At 51.9% G+C, this 20,910-nt stretch carries 15 protein-coding genes; 3 read left to right on the top strand and 12 right to left on the bottom strand.

What is annotated here, in order from left to right:
* Nucleotides 1-71 precede the first annotated feature (71 nt).
* From mutS to HMPREF6485_RS03135, 9 genes are all read right to left on the bottom strand, one after another.
* Complete coding sequence (gene mutS / locus HMPREF6485_RS03180) at nucleotides 72-2,741, bottom strand: DNA mismatch repair protein MutS (RefSeq protein ID WP_004344633.1); 2,670 nt, start codon at nucleotides 2,739-2,741, stop codon at nucleotides 72-74.
* A gap of 550 nt (nucleotides 2,742-3,291) precedes the next feature.
* Nucleotides 3,292-4,371, bottom strand: coding sequence for a hypothetical protein (locus tag HMPREF6485_RS03175; RefSeq protein WP_004344632.1), 1,080 nt, complete (start codon nucleotides 4,369-4,371; stop codon nucleotides 3,292-3,294).
* A gap of 138 nt (nucleotides 4,372-4,509) precedes the next feature.
* Entirely contained in the window at nucleotides 4,510-5,346 is an 837-nt protein-coding gene (locus HMPREF6485_RS03170; RefSeq protein WP_044125778.1) for a LytTR family DNA-binding domain-containing protein, read from the bottom strand.
* 211 nt (nucleotides 5,347-5,557) lie between these two features.
* Complete coding sequence (locus tag HMPREF6485_RS03165) at nucleotides 5,558-7,147, bottom strand: PAS domain-containing protein (protein WP_004344628.1); 1,590 nt, start codon at nucleotides 7,145-7,147, stop codon at nucleotides 5,558-5,560.
* Between the two features lie 143 nt (nucleotides 7,148-7,290).
* Nucleotides 7,291-8,670 carry a glycoside hydrolase family 28 protein gene (locus HMPREF6485_RS03160; RefSeq protein ID WP_004344627.1) on the bottom strand — a complete coding sequence of 460 codons (1,380 nt, stop codon included), beginning with the start codon at nucleotides 8,668-8,670 and terminating at the stop codon, nucleotides 7,291-7,293.
* 56 nt (nucleotides 8,671-8,726) lie between these two features.
* Nucleotides 8,727-9,539 (bottom strand): DUF3108 domain-containing protein, encoded by an 813-nt coding sequence (locus tag HMPREF6485_RS03155; protein WP_248622330.1) that lies wholly within the window; start codon nucleotides 9,537-9,539, stop codon nucleotides 8,727-8,729.
* A 19-nt stretch (nucleotides 9,540-9,558) separates the two neighbouring features.
* Nucleotides 9,559-11,556: an Ig-like domain-containing domain gene (locus HMPREF6485_RS03150; protein WP_004344625.1), complete on the bottom strand. Its 1,998-nt coding sequence runs from the start codon at nucleotides 11,554-11,556 to the stop codon at nucleotides 9,559-9,561.
* 167 nt (nucleotides 11,557-11,723) lie between these two features.
* Nucleotides 11,724-13,259 carry a GH3 auxin-responsive promoter family protein gene (locus tag HMPREF6485_RS03145; protein ID WP_004342020.1) on the bottom strand — a complete coding sequence of 512 codons (1,536 nt, stop codon included), beginning with the start codon at nucleotides 13,257-13,259 and terminating at the stop codon, nucleotides 11,724-11,726.
* An 840-nt stretch (nucleotides 13,260-14,099) separates the two neighbouring features.
* Nucleotides 14,100-14,957, bottom strand: coding sequence for an enoyl-ACP reductase FabI (locus HMPREF6485_RS03135; protein WP_004342023.1), 858 nt, complete (start codon nucleotides 14,955-14,957; stop codon nucleotides 14,100-14,102).
* 303 nt (nucleotides 14,958-15,260) lie between these two features.
* Between HMPREF6485_RS03135 and HMPREF6485_RS03130 the strand changes: the two genes are divergently transcribed.
* Together HMPREF6485_RS03130 and gpmA are read left to right on the top strand one after the other, a co-directional pair.
* Nucleotides 15,261-16,316 (top strand): class I fructose-bisphosphate aldolase, encoded by a 1,056-nt coding sequence (locus HMPREF6485_RS03130; protein ID WP_044126227.1) that lies wholly within the window; start codon nucleotides 15,261-15,263, stop codon nucleotides 16,314-16,316.
* Between the two features lie 67 nt (nucleotides 16,317-16,383).
* On the top strand, nucleotides 16,384-17,130 hold the full coding sequence (gene gpmA / locus HMPREF6485_RS03125; RefSeq protein ID WP_004344620.1) for a 2,3-diphosphoglycerate-dependent phosphoglycerate mutase: 747 nt from the start codon (nucleotides 16,384-16,386) through the stop codon (nucleotides 17,128-17,130).
* Nucleotides 17,131-17,332: 202 nt separating this feature from the next.
* Here the strand turns inward: gpmA and rnc are convergent, their stop codons facing one another.
* From rnc to HMPREF6485_RS03110, 3 genes are all read right to left on the bottom strand, one after another.
* Entirely contained in the window at nucleotides 17,333-18,448 is a 1,116-nt protein-coding gene (rnc, locus tag HMPREF6485_RS03120) for a ribonuclease III (RefSeq protein ID WP_004344618.1), read from the bottom strand.
* A complete protein-coding gene (gene fabF, locus HMPREF6485_RS03115; RefSeq protein ID WP_004342030.1) occupies nucleotides 18,438-19,700 on the bottom strand; it encodes a beta-ketoacyl-ACP synthase II in 1,263 nt (420 codons plus the stop codon). Before fabF ends, rnc begins: the two co-directional genes overlap by 11 nt.
* 118 nt (nucleotides 19,701-19,818) lie before the next feature.
* Nucleotides 19,819-20,055 (bottom strand): acyl carrier protein, encoded by a 237-nt coding sequence (locus tag HMPREF6485_RS03110; protein ID WP_004342032.1) that lies wholly within the window; start codon nucleotides 20,053-20,055, stop codon nucleotides 19,819-19,821.
* 223 nt (nucleotides 20,056-20,278) lie between these two features.
* Here HMPREF6485_RS03110 and HMPREF6485_RS03105 point away from each other — a divergent pair, with 223 nt between their 5' ends.
* Entirely contained in the window at nucleotides 20,279-20,884 is a 606-nt protein-coding gene (locus tag HMPREF6485_RS03105) for a DUF4254 domain-containing protein (protein ID WP_004342036.1), read from the top strand.
* Nucleotides 20,885-20,910 lie beyond the last annotated feature (26 nt).

Genomic DNA, 20,910 nt, shown 5'->3' with positions numbered 1-20,910 from the left:
TCTTAACTCCCTTTCACTCCTTAACTCCCTTAACTCCTCTCCCTATCTCCCTTAACTCCTAAATTACTTCCTTACTCCTTTCCTCCTCCTACAATCTTCTTGATATCATTCAGCTTGTTCAGTGCCTCCATAGGTGTGAGGTTGTTGATGTCGAGCCCCAGTATCTCGTCACGAATCTGTTCGAGCACCGGGTCATCGAGCTGGAAGAACGATAGCTGCATTCCCTCACGACTCTCGTCGAGATGCTTCACGCGCGCCTTTCCGGCCGCTCCCACGCCCGAGTTGTCGGCTTCGAGCTGTTTCAGGATGACATTGGCCCGCTTGACAATGCTGCGGGGCATGCCCGCAATCTCGGCCACGTGGATACCGAACGAGTGTTCGGAACCGCCCCGTTCGAGTTTGCGCAGGAAGATGACCTTGCCGTTGAGCTCTTTCACACTCACGTTGTAGTTCTTGATGCGCGGAAAGTTCTTCTCCATCTCGTTGAGCTCGTGATAGTGGGTGGCGAAAAGCGTGCGTGCCCGTGCCTTCGGATGCTCATGCAGATACTCCACAATGGCCCACGCAATGGATATGCCGTCGTAGGTGCTTGTGCCCCGGCCCAGTTCGTCGAAGAGCACCAACGACCGCCCCGACACGTTGTTGAGGATGTTGGAAGCCTCCGTCATCTCCACCATGAACGTGGACTCGCCGAGCGAGATGTTGTCCGATGCGCCCACGCGGGTGAAGATCTTGTCCACCAGACCTATCCGGGCGCTCTCCGCCGGCACGAAACAGCCCACTTGAGCGAGCAGCACGATCAAGGCCGTCTGCCGCAGCAGGGCCGACTTACCGGCCATGTTGGGGCCCGTGATCATCATCACCTGCTGCTTCACCGTGTCGAGATACACGTCGTTGGGCACGTATTGCTCGCCTATCGGCAACTGCGTCTCGATCACGGCATGCCTCCCCTGCTTGATGTCGAGCACCTCGCTCTCGTCAATCGTGGGCCGCACGTAGCGGTGCTCCTCCGAAGTCTTGGCAAACGACAGCAGGCAGTCGAGATGGGCCACGAGGTTGGCGTCGATCTGTATTTGCGGAATGAATTCCTGCATGGCCAGTATGAGTTCGTTGAAAAGCTTGGTCTCGAGCATGATGATTTTCTCGTCGGCCCCGAGTATCTTCTCCTCATATTCTTTCAGTTCCTGTGTGATGTAACGCTCAGCCTGCGCCAGCGTCTGCTTGCGCACCCACTCCTCGGGCACTTTGTCCTTGAACGTGTTGCGCACTTCAAGATAATAGCCGAACACGTTGTTGAACCCCACCTTCAAGCTCGTGATGCCCGTCTTCTCGATTTCGCGCTGCTGTATCTCAAGCAGATAGTCCTTTCCGTGGCGGCTGATGGAGCGCAGCTCGTCGAGTTCGGGGCTGTAGTTGTCGGCAATGACATCTCCCTTGTTCAGCAACTGCGGCGGATCGGGCTGTATCTCCTTGTCAATGCGGTCGCGCAACGACTCGCAGAGGCTCAGCTGCTCCCCCACCCGCTTCAAGGCCTCGTTGCCGGCCGAGAGACAGGCCATCTTCACGGGGCGTATGGCTGTGAGGGCGTTCTTCAGCTGCACCACCTCGCGCGGACTCACCCTGCCCACGGCCACCTTGGAGATGATGCGCTCGAGGTCACCCATGCGGTGGAACTCCTCGTCCACACACGCACGGAAGTCGGGCTTCTTGAAGAAATAGTCCACAATGTCGAGCCGCTCGTTGATGGGGCGCACGTCTTTCAGCGGAAACACCATCCAGCGGCGCAGCAGCCGGCTGCCCATCGGCGTGACCGTGCGGTCGATGACATCGAGCAGCGACAGGCCGTCTTCCTGCATGGGTTGGAGGAGTTCGAGCGACCGGGCGGTGAACTTGTCGAGCCTCACAAACTTGTCTTCCTCTATGCGGGCAAGGGCCGTGATATGGCCGATGTGCGTGTGCTGGGTGAGTTCCAGATACTGCATGATGGCTCCCGAGGCTATGACGCCGTTTTTCAGGTGGTCTACACCGAATCCCTTGAGCGACTTCGTGCCGAAATGCTTCAAGAGTTTCTGCCGCGCACTCTGGTCAGTGAACACCCAGTCGTCGAGCTCAAAGGTGCAGAAACGCGTACCGAAATAACGCTCGAAGTCCTGCTTGCGGGCCCGGTCGTAGAGCACCTCCTTGGGTTGGAAGTTGCCCAGCAGTTTCTCCACATAGTCGTAGGTGCCCTCCCCGGTGAGAAACTCGCCCGTGGAGATGTCCAGAAAGCTCACGCCGCAGGCCCCCTTGCCGAAATGTACAGCCGCCAAGAAGTTGTTCTCCTTGTAGTTGAGCACATTGTCGCCCATGGCCACGCCCGGCGTCACCAGTTCGGTGATGCCCCGCTTCACCATCTTGTCCATCTCCGAAAGGCCCTTCTTGCCCTTGATTTGCTCCCGCTTCTTCTTCGGGTCTTCAAGCTGGTCGCAGATGGCCACACGCTTCCCCGCTCTGATGAGCTTGGGCAGGTAGGTGTCGAGGGCATGATGGGGAAATCCCGCCATCTCGGTCACGGCTGTAGACCCTCCGTTGTTGCGGCGCGTGAGTGTGATGCCCAGCACGCGTGCCGCCTCCACGGCATCCTCGCAGTAGGTCTCGTAGAAGTCGCCACAGCGAAACAGCAACAGCGCCTCGGGGTGCTTCGACTTCATGTCGAAAAACTGGCGCATCATCGGAGTAAGTCCTTTTTCGTTTACAGCCATCTGTTTTTTAAATTTAGTTTAGCATGCAAAGATAACGTTTTTAGCCGAGACGGGCAAAACTATCCCCTAAAAAGCTGATGCACCCCAGCCATAAGCCCCATAAAACCTTTACAAAATCACTATCTTCAAAACACGCCAACCAGCACGGAAAAGCCCCTCCCGCACACTCCGAAATCCTTCTTATCCGCCCACCACGCCCCTTTGACCATGCGAAAGGGCCACAGTGAGCGAGCCATTCGGCCTCCGCGAGCGTCCAAAAGAGCCTCTCCTACGCCCTCATCCGGCCTCTTTCAGAGCCCTTTTTGCCCCTTTTAGCTTGTCAATAAATCAGAAGTATTTAACTGTCAACGCATTACAAGTCCCTCATTTTTTCCGTATTTCAAGCCGAGAGAGCTTCCGACCGGAAATATCGCCAAAATGGAGGCCTAAAACATGCAGTATTTTTTAACAATCGAAAAATCAAAAAGAGCGTTCAATAAAGTAAGGAAAAAACGCATACAAAGAAAGAAGCAACTGCGCCCACATCTATTCGCCACTCGAATTCTATGTGTCAAAAACATGGTTCCCACTTCAGTATCGTGGGCGCGTCATAGCCTCTGGTCAGCAACAAATACTGAAAATAATCGATAGTCGACTTTCCCTTTTCCGCAGTCATCTCTCCCACCATAAATGCTACAGGTGACTTATATCCCACAAAATCATCGCCATCTTTGTAGGGAGAGCCTTTTACGTTCAGCCGGTATAAGCAGACGCCCCTCTCGGGCGATGCCTCTCTCAAGTTTTCCACATTCGTGAAATATAACAATGGCCCGTCGGCATTGGCCAGTTTTGTTTTTTCGTCTCTCGGAGTAGGAAAGGGAGACTCTTTCGGGAGATAACACTCGCTGTCGAGCGTGATGTGGGCTATGCTGACCACCTTGTTGGAGGGCTTCCGCTCCAGACAAGTGCCCAAAGACGCAACATGATGCCCCTTGACCACATAAGGGGAACGGTAGATATGCCCCACCCCTGTGGAACAGTAAACCACCCTACCTTTTATGCCTTTCATACAAGCCATGAAGTTGGCCAACATTGCAGAGTCGCGCATTCCTTTATAGTCTTTCTGTCTGCCAAGGAGGGAATGTACGATAATTCGGTGGGCTGAATCGAGACTGCTATTGAAGTTATACAGCCGTTCCCACTTACGGATGAAATCTTCGGTATGGTGCTGCGGAATATTTTCTTTTTCATATTGCAAAAGTTTCCCCAACAAGCCCCTATTCTGACTGGGAGCGTCGAGGAAGCGATTAAGCAGTTCGGCTTCTTCTGTATATATCTCGGTGAAATAGTCTCTCACGCCATAGTTGCGATTCAGATACTCCAACATGGATATGGCAAAATCTTCGGTCTTGGCATATCCGTGAATCTCTCCAAACATATAGATTGTTGTTTTCGATGTATCGGGAGCCTCGATAAAATTCTGCGGAATCTCCAGTCTGCCATTAAGGGCAGTGCTGTTTCTCCGTAGATATTCGATTTTTTCAGTCGACTTACTGCCCGAATAGTAGAGCCAGACACCCCAGATGTAAAGCAGTGGGAGCATAGCCAGAATAATAAATACGATAACTGCGATTCTTATAATTTTTACCATATTCAGATGTTTTGATTTCTGATGCAAAAATAAAAAGGAAATTCAAACCACCCAAATACTCAATCCATACAACTAAGAAAAGTGACAGACGGCTATCGCAATGGCCATTTGACTAAGTTTTGTGACGGATGACTATGCCTATAAATACGATTTCAACTTAGGGACATAAGTACGGGAGACTGGAACTGCCGCCGGACAGTCGGACAATTTCAGTTGATAACCATTCGAATTACCCTTGGCATCGGAAATGTTATTGATGTTAACGACAAACGAGCGGTGGCATTGGAAGATGTTGTGATAGTCCAAATCTGACAATAGGGCTGCCATCGTCAGTCTCATCGTCCTATGAAGCAATTCTCTGCCTTGCTTATAGTAAATGGTCACATCATTTTTCTGCGACTCGGCATAGAGAAATTCATTGAGCCCTATCCGGAGGTCGGAGCCTCTCGCTGCCGTGTCGTGTATCGTCACAATGATGTCTTCCTGCTCCTCCGTGTTTTTCTGTAGCATCCCTGCCAGCTCCGTCTTCAGATAACGATTGTAATTGACGAGAAAGGTCACGATGCCCAAAATGATGCCGATAATGAATGTCCAATAAAGGAAAACGAGAATCACTTTGGCAAAATACTGGGCCCCGATATGAAAGACGACGATGGAATAGATGGCATTGCACAGGCCCAGAAAAAGCCAAAACAGGATGCAGGAAAGGCCTGCGTCGGCTATTGTCCAGATGCTTTTTCTGGCAGCCAAGCGGCTGACACATTTCTGATAGGCAGCCTGACTGATATAGGTGATAAGACTATATCCAAGAACAACTCCCAACAGATTTCCTCCATTCTGCTCATAGATATTGAGGCCAAAGGGAACAAGGAAATAAAGAATCAGGAAGACGATGGCTGAAAGCAGCAGACTATCTTTCCAATTGCCCGGCTTAAATGGATATTTTCGTTGGAGTATTTGGAGCATGGGTGGCATTCAAATTCGTTGTTTGATGACAAAATTACGAAATTTTCCAATAATATTCCATCGTTTATCAGTAAAAACACCCATCATAACCGTGCATGACTGAAAACATACGAAGGTAAGCCGGAAGAAAAAACGGCATGGGCCGTTGGGAAAAAACAAAAATAGCCGGCCCCAAATGAGGTCGGCCATTCCGGTTATAATGCAGAATAAATATACTTGTTTACCCCCCGATGAGCCGCTTGAGCTGCCCGATGAGGGAGTTGAGTTCCACGCCCGAGCGCTCGCTCATCATCCGCACATCGGCCTTGGCAGCGATGATTTTCCCGAGCGGTGAACTGAGCATCTTAAACTCCGGGGCTATCTCCGGAAGCCGCTTTTTGAGGTCGGGATATTGCTTCAGGAGGTCTTTCAGGCGCGTTTCGGGCGTGATGGCGGTGACGGATGGCGCGGGAGAGGAGTCGGACGGACTCTCCGCTTCGGCTTCGGGAGCGGTAGGAGTAGAGCTGCCGGGCCCGCTTCCCTTTGCTTCGGGGGCGGCGGAAGCCTTGTCGGAGACATTTTCGCCAGCCCACGTGAGCAGCGTCTGTGAACCTTCGAGGGCGCGGATATGTGTGCAGTCTTGCATCATCTCAAGCACACCGCGGAACTTGCCGTCTTTGTCGCGCACGGCCACATAGACAATGTAGATGAACAGGCCGGGCTTGTTGATCCAAAACTCTGCCCTGTCTTGCTCGCCGCTGCGCAGCTTGTCAATCACTTCACGCACCACGTGGGCACTCTTCTTGGGGTGGCAGTTCATCACCTCGCGGCCTATCACGTTTTTGCTGCGCGGAAAGATGCGGTGGTCAGTATCGGAATAGAAGCACACGAGTTCGTTTTCGTCGACAAACGAGATATCGATGGGCAGATGCTTGTAGATGAGGTTGATCTGTTCGAGGGTGAGCCGGCCGGTGGTCACATCGAGCTTGTCGCTGCCTCCGGAAGTGTAGCCGTATTTGCCCAACAAGGCCTGCAAATCGGCCGCAAAGCCTGCGGGAACCGCTTCCGGGGCCTTTTCGGCAGTGTGGGCAGTCTCCTCAGGAGCCACATCGAAGAAAGCGAAACCTATCTCCCGGTCGCCCTCCTTCATCTCCTCAAACTCCTTAGGGCTGATCATGGCCATCGAAGTGGGATAGAGAATGGCCTCCTCCTTGTGCATGAGGTCGCGGCAGTAGTCGAGCAGTTCTTGCTGCTTGGCGATGAACTCTTCCTCGCGCATCTCTCCGAGCAGGCGCTCGGAGTCTCTGATGATGTCGCGCACGAGGTCGTCGAAAGTCCACATAGTGGTCGTAGGCCGTGTAAACCCCTTCTTCTCGAGCACAGGATAGAGCTGGTTTTGCTTGCGCTTGTAGTGTATGGGGTAAAGTTTGATACGGTCGTAGAGCTCCAGCCACTGATTCTTGATCATGGGATACTGCATCAGGTCTTCCACGGCCAAGAGCAGCCGGCGCATCTCCTCATTCTCCCGCAGATAGTGCATGATGGGGTGAGTCTCCGGCAGGTTGGGCAGCGAAGTGTCCATCAGTCCGTCGAGCAGATGGAGCGTCTGGTGGATGTCTTCCCTGATACACTCGTCGTCACTTTCCTCGGTCATGGTCTGCTCGACATAGGCAATGTGGTAGGGGTTCACCTTTCCCACCTTTTCGGCCAGTTCCCGACGGGCCTCTTCGAGCGTGAGGTCTCCTGCGTGATACCGGTCTTCGATGTCGTGAAGCCTTTTCATCTTCTCCTGTTCTATCTCGGGGAGATAGTGTTGCATTTTATTTTCCATACGACTTTTATTGTTTGATTCCTTTCCGAATGCAAATATACGCACTAAATCCGTTGACTGTCAGTCACAAATGTTACTTCGGGTAGTTAAATAAACACAAAACTCGACTCTTTCCAACACTCTTGACCGAGCACCACACCGCCCTATCTCTCAAACAGCCGGTCGCCATCGGTCACCTGTGTAGGCACTCCGGCCCGGCCTCCCAAGTGACAATCTTCAAGTGTCACCTGCACGGCATCGTCGATGCTCACGGCATTTTTCACCTCTCCTATCTCCACACGGCGAATCGTGACATCCCGAATGGGCTTGGCTTTGGTGCCTTGCAGCACAATGCCGGCTGCCCGGGCCCTTCTGCAACTCACCCCGTCGACGAGCAGATGTTCCACTTCTGAGAAATGACGGCTGCCAAGTCCTTCGCCGGCATACATGCTCGTGACGTATATAAGATCTTCCACCTCATCGAAACGACAATCTTTCATGTAGATGTTTTTCACGTATCCGCCCCGGTCTGGATTGGTCTTGATGTAAAGACCGCGCTTGCAATAGCCCGCAAAGTCGCAATCCTCCACAAACACATTCCTCACTCCGCCGCTCATCTCGCTGCCGATGACCACGGCGTGGAGCCCCTTGAAACGGCAGCGACGGATGATGATGTTCTCCGACGGGTGCGCATGGGTCCAACCGTCGTTGTCGCGCCCGCTCTTGATGGCTACGTTGTCGTCGCCATTGTCGAAACTGACATCTTCGATGAGAACGTTACGCGAAGACTCGGGATCGATGCCGTCGTTGTTCACGAGCTTGGCATCGTAACGCAATCCTCGGCAAATGACATTCTCGCTTTGCAGCAGATGGATGCACCAAAAGGGACTGTTGATGATTTTCACACCCTCAATGGTCACGTTCCGGCATCCGAAGAGTTGTATGAGTTGGGGGCGCAGCCAATGCCCCTCGCCGAAGTTGCGCTCTGCCAACGGCCTCTCCTCGTGGTTCATGCGGCGCGAAAGGGTCTGCCCCTCTTTCTGCCGGGCACGCCAAGTGGCGAAAGTGGCAGCACAGTTGCCGTCGATCAGTCCCTTGCCCACGATAGATACATCGTGCAGGTTGCGACCATAGATCATCGGACTGTAGTTGTTGAGGAACGTTCCCTCCCAACTGGTTGCCACTGTAGGCAGATAGAAGCGGGGCTCAGGGGAGAAACGCAACGTGGCCCCCTCGCGGATGTCGAGGCACACACCGTCGACCAGATGGATGGGACCGCACATCAGAAACACGCCACCGGAAAGTACTATCCTAGCCCTACCCCACTTGCGAGCCTGCCGGAGGGCTTTTATCATGGCCGGACGGGCATCGGTCTTTCCGTCGGTCTTGGCTCCGAGACGTGCAAGGTCGATGACGCGGGTGGGCATAGAGGCTCCGGTGATGTGACGGAGAATGGAATCACGCGTGGCCGCAGGATAGTCAAGGGCCCACGCTTTGGTTGCCACCAGCAACAGCAATGCCGGCAAAAGTCTGGTGATTTTCATTTGTTCTGTATTAAAAAAATAAAAGGATGACAGCACACGGCTGTCATCCGGAATTCTTATCTTACCAACGAAGTGACTTTACTGTTATTTCCTTTCATGCTCACAAGGAAGGCCTTGGCCGACCCAAAGCGCAGAAACATGTCGAGACGCACGGGGATGTGATTGGTATCATCGGTGACATAAAATCGCACGATTTCCTTCCACCGGTCTTTGGCAAACTCCATATACGACAGCTCCAGACAGTGATAGGTGTGCCCGTTGTCGGCCTTCACCTTCGACCGGCCATGAAAACGCAACTGCGCATTCTCCCGGTTGTTGCCGTCGACCATGGGGAAGTTGACCACGTAGCCTGCCTTCCAGTTGGCTGGATTGAATGACCGGGCCCGCAAGAAGATGCTCAACATGTCGTAGACACAGTCTTGGTAGTTGTGTTGCTGCCAGTGGTGCTCGCCGTCGGCATCCATCCGGTGCTGCTTCACGTATGCTCCGGTGCCGGGATAGGAATAGAACACCTCGTCCACCCGGTAGCGGTTGCCTTCAAGGGCACCCTTCCGGAAATACAAAGGGGCCATTTCCTGAGAGACATAACAAAGCAACGTGTCGCGCATGATAAAGATCTTGTCGGCCCTACTGTTGCCACGCGTGGTGAGACTGGCCCGATAGGCCTTGTTTCCTTTATAGGTGGTGTTGACGATAGACATGCTGGCCGTGCCGGCTTTCAGCCATACAAACTTCCAATTATAATAAAGGTTATAAGTCAGGTATTCCCCACTCGTGAAGGCTGTGTTGCGGAATGTACACTGTGCACCGGCCCTTGGCGAAAACGCCAAAAGCACGCATAGCAACAGGGAAAATCGGAGTCGTTTCATCATCTGTATAGTTTTAGTGTCATAACTTGAGTTCATCGGGCAGATATTTGATGCCAAGTTCCTTGGCCCGCTTGGCATTCTGGCTTTTGATTTTCTTCTCTTTGTCGGGCTTCTGCTTGGTGATGGCACCCGGTTTTTGCAAGTTGAGCGTCCGGGCCGTGGGATTCCACGACTCGGTGACATCCCATTTGGCGCGGCATTCTATCTTTTCAGGATAATAATACACCGGCTCGGGCTGCCTGTCGTCGGCATACGAGCCTGTGTCCCAACGGCCGTTGCGGTTGAGATCTACATACATACGCATGTAGTAACCGCCCGGAGCGACATAGAAAAATTCGGCCACGCCGTTGCCGGTAGTCACTTCCTTGACCACTTTCTCGGAGTTGTCGAGCAACTGCACCACAGCCTGTTCACCGTTCAAGCCCTGCAATGTGACGAGCAACGAACTGTAGGCATCGAGCGACCTCACCTTAAATCCTTTCTTCACCGCTACCGACGCCTTGCCGTAAATGTCTTGGAAGGCAGCACTGTCTATCTCCAGACTGTATTCGATATTGGGCCGCCACTCGCCCTTCAGTTCATATTCGCGGCTCTGCAGTCTGTCAAACTCCATCGGAGCGCGGTACCAGAGCGTGTCGTGCTTGGCATAAAGGTGAATGGCCGAGGTGTCTATTCGGGCCAGTGGCGTGGGGAACGAGAAACGGATGTTCTTGTCGGGATCGAGCTCCGACTGCAACTTGATGTCCACTTCCAGTGGCCTGACGGGCATAACGGAGTCGAACGGTTCCCCGCGCTTGCGCCGCTTCTCCTGCTGCTTCTCCCACTTTTCATACTCTTTCTCCCGCTGCTTGAGCCGTTTGGCATAGGGTTGCTTCGACAATATCTCAAGTGTGTCGGTGTGGGTGACGAGTTTTCCGAGGCTGTCGGTCATGAGATAGCTCATGGCCACGTTGAGCGTGTCTTGATTGACAAGTGCCGTGTCGCGCAGCCAATAGGTCACCGTGTCACGCTTTTCGCCGGCCTCCACAACAAAGGCGTTGCGGTCGTCGAAATTAAGCCCCCTGACCACGGGCAGCGAGTCGCTGCCATAGCTGAAGAAAAGCGTGAAGTGGTCGGGCTCCTTGCGCTCGTTCTTGATATACACCCGGTCGGTATTCGTCTGAGTGAAGGCCGTGAGCACGATGTTGTCGGGCACGAAGTGAGTGTAGGCCGTGGGCGTGATGGTCTTGATGTGGAGCGAATCGGTCCAAAGGGTGTCCTGCCGGGTGTCGGGATAGGACGAAGGCGTGATGATGTCGTGGTTGAACGCTATCTTCTCGCTTTTCTGATTGAAGAAGTAGTTGCCGTCAGCATCTTGCAAGGCAAACACCCGATAGGAGCCTGCGGCAATGCCCTTGATGACGAAGCGGCCCCGGCTGTCGGTGCGCGAAACGCGAATCATGGGTTTTGTGGTGAAGAGCGTGTCGCTCTTAGTGCCTATCTCACTCTCCGGAATGGCAGGATAGAGCCCCACGAGAATACCCTTGATGGGCTCCAGATTTTGGGCTTCGAGCACATAGCCCGACACTTCCATCGTGTCAATGGCCTCCCCCGTGGAGAAGCTGTAGGTGTAGTTGCCCATCGGGTTGTTCTCGTTGTTGTCGCTGATGGCATCGGAGAAATCGATGGTGTAGGTGGTGTTCGGTTTCAACGAATCAAGCAACTCCACCTGTATGTGCTTTCCGCCGGCCTTGATTTCGGGCACTTCGAGTTGCGGGGGCGAAACGACGACCTTCTCCGTGGGGTTGTCGAGCTTGATAAACTCGTTGAAGTAGATGCTTATCTTCTTCGATTTCACATTCACTCCCCCGTCTGCCGGACTGGCCCCTACCACCCTCGGCGGTGTCTCGTCATACCATCCGCCGTCGGGCTGGCCCATGCGGGCGCAGGAAGAGAAAAGTAAAACAACGGAGAGGCAGAAGGGGAAAAGCCATCCTCCTACTTTCCTGTATTGATGATTGTATGCTCCTTTTTCCATCCTTTTTCCTTCTATTTCGCCTGCCGACTTTTATTTTATATTTTACCTTTTGTCTTCTGAAATCTATATACGCCCTGTCGGGCGTTCGGGCAGGCATAAAGCACTGCCCCTACAGTTGCTGAAAGCAGAGGCCGCGACTGCCGGGAGGCAGCATCCCGCAGTTTCTTTTATCCCTCTGCCTCCTTACTTTTTAAAGCTTGATTCATCTCCAACAGTTCGTCGATGTTCTTCCGGCTGTTGCTCAAGCGCGGCACCTTATGCTGCCCTCCCAACTTGCCTTTCGCTTTGAGCCAGTCGTTGAAAAGTCCCGGTCGGGCCTTTACAATTTCCAAGTGCTGCAATGTGACATCATGAAAACGCTTGGCCTCATAGTCGCTGTTGATTTCCTGCAACTTGCCATCGAGCAGTCGGGCAAATTGCTGAAGGTCTTCCGGCTCTTTGGAAAACTCGATGAGCCACTGGTGGCGGCACTTGGCGTTGCGGTCCATGTAGACCGGTGCGGCTGTGTATTCGTTCACCTGTGCCCCCGTCTGCTCGCAGGCGTAGGCCAATCCCTTCTCGGCATTGTCCATGATGAGCTCCTCGCCGAAAGCATTGATGAAATATTTGGTGCGCCCGGTGATGACAAACTTATAGGGATTGGTGCTCGTAAACTCCACCGTGTCGCCTATCAGATAGCGCCAAAGTCCGCAGGAAGTGGTGATGAGCATGGCATAGTTTCTGCCAGTCTCCACGCCCTCTATCGGCACCACCGTAGGATTGTCGCTGCCAAACTCGTCCATGGGGATGAACTCATAGAACACGTCATAGTCGAGCATGAGCAGCATCGACTTGTCGGCCGGGTCGTCCTGAATGCCGAAGAATCCCTCGCTGGCATTGTAGGTCTCCATGTAGCTCATGCGGGGCGCAGTGATGAGCTGCTCATACTGCTTGCGATAGGGAGTGAAGGAGATGCCGCCGTGGAAGAACACTTCCAGATTGGGCCACACCTCCTCCAGATGCTGCTTGCCGGAGAGTTCCATCACGCGCACCAACACACTGAGCATCCACGACGGCACACCCGAGATGTTGGTCACATTCTTGTGCAGGCACTCGTGGGCTATGCGGTCGCGCTTCACTTCGAAGTCGCTCAACAGGGCCGTCTGCTTCTTCGGCACGCGCACCAGATTGGCCAGCGGATTGATGTTTTCTATCAGGATGGCACTCAAATCGCCCACAAGCGACCCCGGCAGATTGTAGTTGAGCGAGTGGCTCCCGCCGAGAATGAGACTGCGCCCGTCGAAAAGCCGGCTGTCGGGGTGGTTGCGAAGATAGATCGCCACCACATCCTTTCCTCCCTGATAGTGGATGCGTTGCAGCCCGGCATGGGAGACGGGGATGAATTTAGACTTGTCATTGGTCGTGCCCGACGACTTGGCATACCACTTCACCGTGCCCGGCCAGAGCACATCGCCCTCCCCGTGGCGCATACGGTCGATGCTTCCTTTCAGTTCCTCGTAGGTGTTTACAGGCACGTTGGCGGTAAATTCTTCGTAGCTATGGGTGTTGTTTAGCAAATGCTTGATGCCGTATTCAGTGTCGCTCCCCTTCTCCAAAAGATGCTGAAGCACGCGATGCTGCAACTCGGCAGCGGCCGTGTAATGCTTCTCCAACTCTTTCTGGCGGGGCTTGAAGACATTGCCTACTATGCTTGTTAAACTCATTGCTGTCAATGTATCGTTTAAATTGCAAAAGTAATCTAATCTTTTGAGATAATGGCACAATTTTCAAAATTTAATAATCGTGGCGGGAAGAGGAGTAGATCGGGAAATAACCACTGTCCGGGTATAAGAATGAAATCATTTGAATATTTTATCCCCGAAATGGTATAGGCGGCAATAACAACTTTAAAAACAATTCCATTCAATGTCAATATATTTCGCATCACATTTGCATTTGGGCGAAAATATGACTATCTTTGCATAAGCAAGGGGAGCGCAATGGCGTTCCCCTTTTTTTAGTTTCCATTCAACCTACAGACCCCCAACCCCCTAAAGGGGGCTTTTCAATGCTGTTTGGGCGGAATTGTAGCCCAAACAGCATTGTGAAACGGCCTCTTTTGCATTCTCAGATGGGCCGAACGAGCTTCCGACTGTGGCCGTTTTGCAATGTCGTTTGGGCTTAGTGAGAAAACTAATGGGGATAATCGGGCTGATAAGGCGGATGGAAATAGACAAACGAGGGAATACAACAAAAAGGCGTGTAAGGCTTTTTTTCAATCTGAGTAAGTTTTGTGCTATATGCTTTCTGTCGGCGAATAGTGCGGATTATGCGAATCTATTCCCGCAACCTACATTCGCTTCACCAGCTTCATTCGTCGGCAAAGAAAAAGTTTTGGCCAATGGGTCGAATGAAGAGAATGTATTTTCGCCGTTTGACCCATACGATTCGCCGTAAATCAATAGAAACGACAGCTGCCGATGTAGAGTACATCGGCAGCCGGATAGTTTGTTGTCATCGGATGATGCACGCATATTCCTGTCCGGGAATATGCACGAGGGCGGTTATCCGTAGATCACCTTTCCGTTCTCATCCTCGTAGGGAGCAAGGTCCTTGCTGTACTGGTTCATCGCCCGCAAGCTCATGCCCATGTTGGAGAACCCGCCGTCGTGGAAGAGTGTCTGCATGGTCACCTTGCGCGTGAGGTCGCTGAACATCACCACGCAATAGTCGGCACACTCGTCGGCCGAGGCGTTGCCCAGAGGCGACATCTTGTCGGCGAAGTCCATCATGTTGTCAATGTCCTTGATGCCTTTGCCTGCCGTGGTGGCCGTGGGCGACTGCGAGATGGTGTTGATGCGCACGTTCTTCTCGCGGCCATAGATGTATCCGAAGCTACGGGCGATGCTTTCGAGCAGACTCTTGGCATCGGCCATGTCGTTGTAGCCGAAGAATGTGCGGTGGGAAGCCACGTAGGTCAGGGCCAGCACCGAACCGTAGTCGGCAATGGCATCCACCTTCTTGGCTGCCTGCAACATCTTGTGGAAAGAGATGGCAGAGATGTCCAGCGTCTTGTTGAGCCAGTTATAGTCGAGGTCGTCGTAAGTGCGGTGCTTGCGCACGTTGGGGCTCATGCCGATGGAGTGGAGCACGAAGTCCACCTTACCGCCAAGGAGTTCCTGTGCCTTCACAAAAACATTCTCCAGATCGTCGTAGTTTGTCGCATCGGCAGCGATGATGGGGGCATCGATTTTCTTCGAGAGTTCGTCGAGTTCACCCATACGCAGGGCCATTTCCGTGTTGCTCAACACGATTTTAGCACCTTCCTCGGCACAGCGTTCGGCCACTTTCCAAGCAATGGACATGTTGTTCAACGCTCCGAAAATGATACCACGCTTGCCTTTCAATAAATTGTATGCCATATTGTATCCTTTAAAAATTCGGCACAAAAATACTGATTTTATGCCTAATAACCAAGAAAACGGCCATAAATCAGCCTTCTCGCCCCGGGAAGGAAGGCAGAGTAACAGAAGAACTTTTGTCTGCTATGCTACTTTGTCCGAGAATTAAAGACAGAGCAACGGAATATTTTTTGTTCACTCTGTTACTTTGTCTTAAATACCGAAAAATACTTTCTTTTAGGTATTGCTTTATCAAGAAATTTGGTGTAGTTTTGTGATATAATTGCAATTACACGTATCGTAGAACTTAAAATGATTGGAATTATGAACAAAAAGATTGCTAATTTGTTAGGCGACAAAGCGGAATACTATTTGTCGCACGAGTGTAAGACGATAGACAAGAGCATGGTCTATGAGCCGGGAGCAGACATCATCGACCGCGTGTGGATGAACAGCGACCGGAACGTACGCACGCTCGACAGTCTGCAAAACCTGTTCGGGCACGGTCGGCTGGCCAACACCGGCTATATGTCCATTCTCCCCGTAGACCAAGGCATAGAGCACTCGGCCGGTGCATCGTTTGCCCCCAATCCCATGTATTTCGACCCCGAGAACATCGTCAAACTGGCCATTGAGGGCGGGTGCAATGCCGTGGCCTCCACCTTTGGCGTGTTGGGGGCGGTGGCTCGTCGCTATGCCCACAAGATTCCGTTCATCGTGAAACTGAACCATAACGAACTGCTCACCTATCCCAACAGCTACGACCAAGTGATGTTCGGCACCGTAAAGGAGGCTTGGAACATGGGAGCCGTAGCCGTGGGAGCCACCATCTATTTCGGTTCGGAGGAGAGCCGCAGACAGATTGTGGAAGTGGCGCAGGCATTCGAATATGCCCATGAACTGGGAATGGCCACCATCCTATGGTGCTACTTGCGCAACAACGGCTTCAAGAAAGACGGCACCGACTATCATGCAGCTGCCGACCTCACCGGACAGGCCAACCACATCGGCGCTACCATCAAGGCCGACATCGTGAAACAGAAACTGCCGTCGAACAACGGCGGATTCAAGGCCATCGGCTTCGGGCGCACCAGCGACCGTGTATATACCGAACTCACCACCGATCATCCCATAGATCTCTGTCGCTATCAGGTGGCCAATGGCTACATGGGGCGCGTGGGACTCATCAACTCAGGCGGAGAGTCACACGGGGCTTCCGACCTGAAGGATGCCGTCATCACGGCTGTGGTCAACAAACGAGCCGGCGGAATGGGTCTCATCAGCGGTCGAAAGGCTTTCCAAAAGCCCATGAACGAGGGTGTGGAACTGCTCAACACCATTCAGGATGTGTATCTTGACAAGGACATCACGATAGCATAAACTGGTAAAAACGATAGACTAAAAACTTCAACTTGAATAGTTAAACGGACAACAAAAAGAATTTTTTATGAAAAGAATCGTATTATTGCGCCACGGTCAGAGCCGGTGGAATCTTGAAAACAAGTTTACGGGATGGACCGATGTAGACCTTAGCGAACAGGGAATGGCAGAGGCACTGCAGGCCGGAGAGGACTTGAAGAAGGCCGGTATCACATTCACACATGCCTATACTTCCTATCTCAAACGGGCCGTGAAGACACTCAACTGCGTGCTCGACAGCATGGACCTCGACTGGATTCCCGTAGAAAAGACGTGGCGGCTGAACGAGAAACACTACGGACAGCTGCAGGGACTCAACAAAAGCGAGACAGCCGAGAAGTATGGCAACGAGCAGATACACATCTGGCGGCGCAGCTACGATGTGGCACCGGAGCCTTTAAAGGACACTGACGAGCGGAGTGCCAAACGGGATCCGCGCTATGCTTGTGTACCTGACGCTGAACTGCCACGCACGGAGTCGCTCAAGGATGCCATCAAACGGGTAATGCCCTACTGGGAATGTGAGATATTCCCGAAACTGAAACAGGAAGACAGTCTGCTGGTGGTGGCTCACGGAAACAGTCTGCGGGGAATCGTGAAACACTTGAAGAACATTTCCGATGAAGCTATTTCCGAACTCAATCTGCCAACGGCTGTGCCTTATGTGTTTGAGTTTGATGACGAACTGCGCCTGACGAAAGACTACTTCCTCGGCGACCCGGAGAAAATCAAGAAGTTAATGGCTGCCGTGGCCAATCAAGGCGTGGCAAAATAGCACGCGCCGGCCAATCGCTTGCCGACCGGAAATATCCATATCAAAAGTGTCGGCCGGCGAGTGTGGTCGGACTCTTATATAAACATCAACAGCCGGTGCTCCTTGTGGAACACCGGCTGTTGATATTTATTGTCTTCTCTCCCGCTATATGCAAAGACGGGAAATGGCTTTCAGTATGTTTTGGGAGAGCTTGAACAGGGAGCTATTCTTCCCCAAAAGCGGCTGCCTCGGCGGCTGCAATGATCTCCTCTCGTGATTTATCAGCAGGATTAGCCGAAATGTCGCTCAAGTCAAACTCTTCTTCTCCGCTTCCATCAGCCGTCGGGGTTTTCTTCCATTTTTCGTCTGATTCTTCCTCGTCTTCTTCTGCCTTGTTGGCATACATGGGCGAACGGCGCTGCTGGCGGGGACGATCTTCAAACACTTCCTCACGAAACACATTCTCGTGTTTCTCTTCCTGACGCGGTTCTTCAGACTGGGAAATGATAAAATCGTTCTTTTCCTCCGTGTCCGGAACATTCTCGACGGGTTCTTCCTCCATCTTCGTGCGGTCGGCCTTGGCAGCAAACACGGCATCGATGTATTGCGGTTCACGCTTCAACTTCTCCAGTGTGAGTTTCGAAGCTGTCTGCTGACTCTCTTTCTTGGAATAGCCCTTGCCCGTACCACCTTCACAACCTTCTATCACGGCTTGATAGGCAAACATGGGATTTCCGTCCTTGTCTTTCCCTTGCGAAAGCAGCTTGAAATCCAGTTTGACGCGATTTTTCTGTCCCCACTCAATGAGCTTGCTCTTGAAATTCACTTCCTTGTAGGCCACCTTGTCGATGTTGATCATCTGCGAGAGGATGCGCTTCTGCATGAATTTCATGCAAGCATCATATCCCCGGTCGAGATAGAGTGCGCCTACGAGGGCTTCAAACGCATTTCCTCCCAAATAGCTGTTGTGAGAGGAATTGTGTCCGTTGGAAAGGATGAGCTGCGAAATGCCCATCTCCTGAGCCAGCTTGTTGAGTGTGTCACGCTGCACGAGCTTGCTGCGGGTGTTGGTCAGGAACCCTTCGCGCTTGCCCGGAAAATGCTTGAAGACAATATCGCCCACGATGGCATCGAGAATGGCATCGCCCAGAAACTCCAACCGCTCGTTGTTGACGGGTCGCCCCTTGGCGTTGCGACGCATCACGCTCTTGTGCATGAGAGCCTGCTCATAGAGCCGGATGTCGCGGGGATAAAAGCCGATGATGTCGTATAAAGACGTATAAAGCTCTTTATCCTTGCGAAAAAAGAGCTTTATACGGTCTAAAAAGTTATCCAACATACTTCTTGAATACTACACATGCGTTGTGGCCACCGAAGCCGAACGTGTTGCTGAGGGCAGCACGCACCTCGCGCTTCTGCGCCTTGTTGAAAGTGAAGTTGAGGTTGTAGTCGATTTCGGGGTCTTCGTCTCCCTCTTCGTGGTTGATGGTGGGAGGAATGATGTCATTCTTCACAGCCAGCACACAAACCATAGCCTCTACCGCACCGGCTGCACCGAGCAAGTGGCCCGTCATGGACTTCGTTGAGCTGATGTTGAGTTTGTAGGCAGCGTCACCGAAAACATCCTTGATGGCCTTGGCTTCAGAGATGTCGCCGACAGGAGTCGATGTACCGTGGACATTGATATAATCGATGTCTTCAGGCTTCAAACCGGCATCGCTCAGTGCATTCTCCATCACGAGTCTGGCACCCAATCCCTCAGGATGGGAAGCTGTGATGTGGTAGGCATCGGCACTGGCACCCTCACCTACCATTTCTGCATAGATCTTTGCACCACGGGCCTTGGCGTGCTCAAGTTCTTCGAGAATCAGGCAGCCTGCACCTTCGCCCATCACGAAGCCGTCGCGACTGGCACTGAAGGGACGAGAAGCGTGCTCGGGATCATCATTGCGTGTAGACAGAGCATGCATGGCATTGAATCCACCCACACCGCAGGCGCAGATGGCAGCCTCGGCACCGCCGGCAACAATGGCATTGGCCTTGCCCAAACGAATCTGATTGAAAGCATCGGCCAGTGCGTTGCTCGAAGAGGCACAAGCGGAAGTGGTAGTATAGTTGGGTCCGTGGAAGCCGAACTGAATGGAAATCTGTCCGGAAGCGATGTCGGCAATCATCTTGGGGATGAAGAACGGGTTGAACTTAGGGCCGTCTTCCTTGTGCTGGCCATAATAGGTCACCTCGTCTTCAAAGGTCTTGATACCGCCAATACCGACACCGAAGATCACACCTATGCGGTTTTTGTCTTCTTTCTCCAGATCCATGCCGCTGTCTTTCACAGCCTGCATGGCCGTAATCATGGCCAACTGGGTGTAGCGATCCATCTTGCGAGCCTCTTTACGGTCGAGATAATCATTGATGTTCAGGCCTTTCACCTCGCAGGCGAAATGTGTCTTGAACAAAGAACTGTCAAATTCCGTAATAGGTGCAGCGCCGCTCTTGCCGGTCACGAGGCTTTCCCATGTTTCTTCAGGGGTATTGCCCACCGGTGTAACAGCACCAAGACCTGTTACAACTACTCTTTTTAATTCCATCGTAAATCTGATAAAAAAAATTAGGAATTAGAGATTAGTGATTAGCAGGTACCTCGCCCGAGGTCCGTCTAATCCATAATCACTAATCCCTAATCGCGAAAAATCTTCTTTGCCTCAATTATTTGGCGTTCTCCTCAATATAAGCGATAGCGTCGCCAACAGTAGCAATCTTCTCAGCCTTATCGTCAGGAATGGAGATGGAGAACTCCTTCTCAAATTCCATAATCAGCTCTACTGTGTCCAAAGAATCAGCACCGAGATCGTTGGTGAAACTTGCTTCGGGCTTTACTTCTGCCTCGTCAACACCAAGTTTGTCCACGATAATAGCCTTTACTTTGCTTTCAATTTCTGACATAATTGTAATTTTTAGAATGTTAAAGAATTATTTTCCTAATTAAAATCGGGTGCAAAGAAACACAATTTTATTCACATCAGCAAATATTTTAAAGAAAAAAGCACTCATGCTTGCACAAACACCCCCAACGTGTGCATAAAAATATGCTTTTTCAAGCAATTAGTTGCTCATTTAAAAGAATTTAGCTACATTTGTGCATTAAATCAATTAACGGAAGAACAATATGTCTTTTACACAACAAGCCAATAAAATTTTCAATCGGGCCATTACAGATTATCATGTCAAAGACGACATAGAAACGCCTATTGAAAATCCTTTTGATGATGGCACCATTGAAAACCGCCTGTATCTGAAATGCTGGATCGACACCGTGCAGTGGCATTTCGAGGATATCATCCGTGACCCGAATATCGATCCCAAAGAGGCACTGGTGCTCAAACGGCGCATCGACAAGTCCAACCAAGACCGCACAGACCTTGTGGAACAGATAGACACCTACTTCCGCGAACTATATAATAAGGTGGAAATACTGCCCGATGCACGTATCAACACCGAGAGTCCGGCATGGGCTGTAGACCGCCTCAGCATCCTCGCACTAAAAATCTACCACATGAAAGAACAAGCCGAACGGAAAGATGCTGCCCCCGAACACACCGAAAAGTGCCGGGCCAAGCTCGCTGTGCTGCTCGAACAACAGGTAGATCTCTCTACAGCTATTGACCAACTGCTCGAAGACATCGAAGCCGGACGCAAATACATGAAAGTGTACCGGCAGATGAAAATGTACAATGATCCTTCTACCAATCCCGTGTTATACCGGAAAAAATAGTTTTAAACACTCCTCGTCCACATCGG

It is taken from the genome of Segatella buccae ATCC 33574 (genome assembly GCF_000184945.1).
Taxonomy (GTDB): Bacteria; Bacteroidota; Bacteroidia; order Bacteroidales; family Bacteroidaceae; genus Prevotella; species Prevotella buccae.
This window is presented reverse-complemented; position numbering and strand designations above follow the sequence as displayed.

What these genes read in the sequence shown, in the direction of transcription:
- HMPREF6485_RS03145 (WP_004342020.1), bottom strand. Translation starts at nt 13,259, where the DNA reads ATGAGTTTAACAAGCATAGTAGGCAATGTCTTCAAGCCCCGCCAGAAA.
- HMPREF6485_RS03130 (WP_044126227.1), top strand. Translation starts at nt 15,261, where the DNA reads ATGAACAAAAAGATTGCTAATTTGTTAGGCGACAAAGCGGAATACTAT.
- HMPREF6485_RS03165 (WP_004344628.1), bottom strand. Translation starts at nt 7,147, where the DNA reads ATGGAAAATAAAATGCAACACTATCTCCCCGAGATAGAACAGGAGAAG.
- rnc (WP_004344618.1), bottom strand. Translation starts at nt 18,448, where the DNA reads ATGTTGGATAACTTTTTAGACCGTATAAAGCTCTTTTTTCGCAAGGAT.
- HMPREF6485_RS03175 (WP_004344632.1), bottom strand. Translation starts at nt 4,371, where the DNA reads ATGGTAAAAATTATAAGAATCGCAGTTATCGTATTTATTATTCTGGCT.
- HMPREF6485_RS03155 (WP_248622330.1), bottom strand. Translation starts at nt 9,539, where the DNA reads ATGAAACGACTCCGATTTTCCCTGTTGCTATGCGTGCTTTTGGCGTTT.
- HMPREF6485_RS03170 (WP_044125778.1), bottom strand. Translation starts at nt 5,346, where the DNA reads ATGCCACCCATGCTCCAAATACTCCAACGAAAATATCCATTTAAGCCG.
- HMPREF6485_RS03135 (WP_004342023.1), bottom strand. Translation starts at nt 14,957, where the DNA reads ATGGCATACAATTTATTGAAAGGCAAGCGTGGTATCATTTTCGGAGCG.
- fabF (WP_004342030.1), bottom strand. Translation starts at nt 19,700, where the DNA reads ATGGAATTAAAAAGAGTAGTTGTAACAGGTCTTGGTGCTGTTACACCG.
- HMPREF6485_RS03110 (WP_004342032.1), bottom strand. Translation starts at nt 20,055, where the DNA reads ATGTCAGAAATTGAAAGCAAAGTAAAGGCTATTATCGTGGACAAACTT.
- gpmA (WP_004344620.1), top strand. Translation starts at nt 16,384, where the DNA reads ATGAAAAGAATCGTATTATTGCGCCACGGTCAGAGCCGGTGGAATCTT.
- HMPREF6485_RS03150 (WP_004344625.1), bottom strand. Translation starts at nt 11,556, where the DNA reads ATGGAAAAAGGAGCATACAATCATCAATACAGGAAAGTAGGAGGATGG.
- HMPREF6485_RS03160 (WP_004344627.1), bottom strand. Translation starts at nt 8,670, where the DNA reads ATGAAAATCACCAGACTTTTGCCGGCATTGCTGTTGCTGGTGGCAACC.
- HMPREF6485_RS03105 (WP_004342036.1), top strand. Translation starts at nt 20,279, where the DNA reads ATGTCTTTTACACAACAAGCCAATAAAATTTTCAATCGGGCCATTACA.
- mutS (WP_004344633.1), bottom strand. Translation starts at nt 2,741, where the DNA reads ATGGCTGTAAACGAAAAAGGACTTACTCCGATGATGCGCCAGTTTTTC.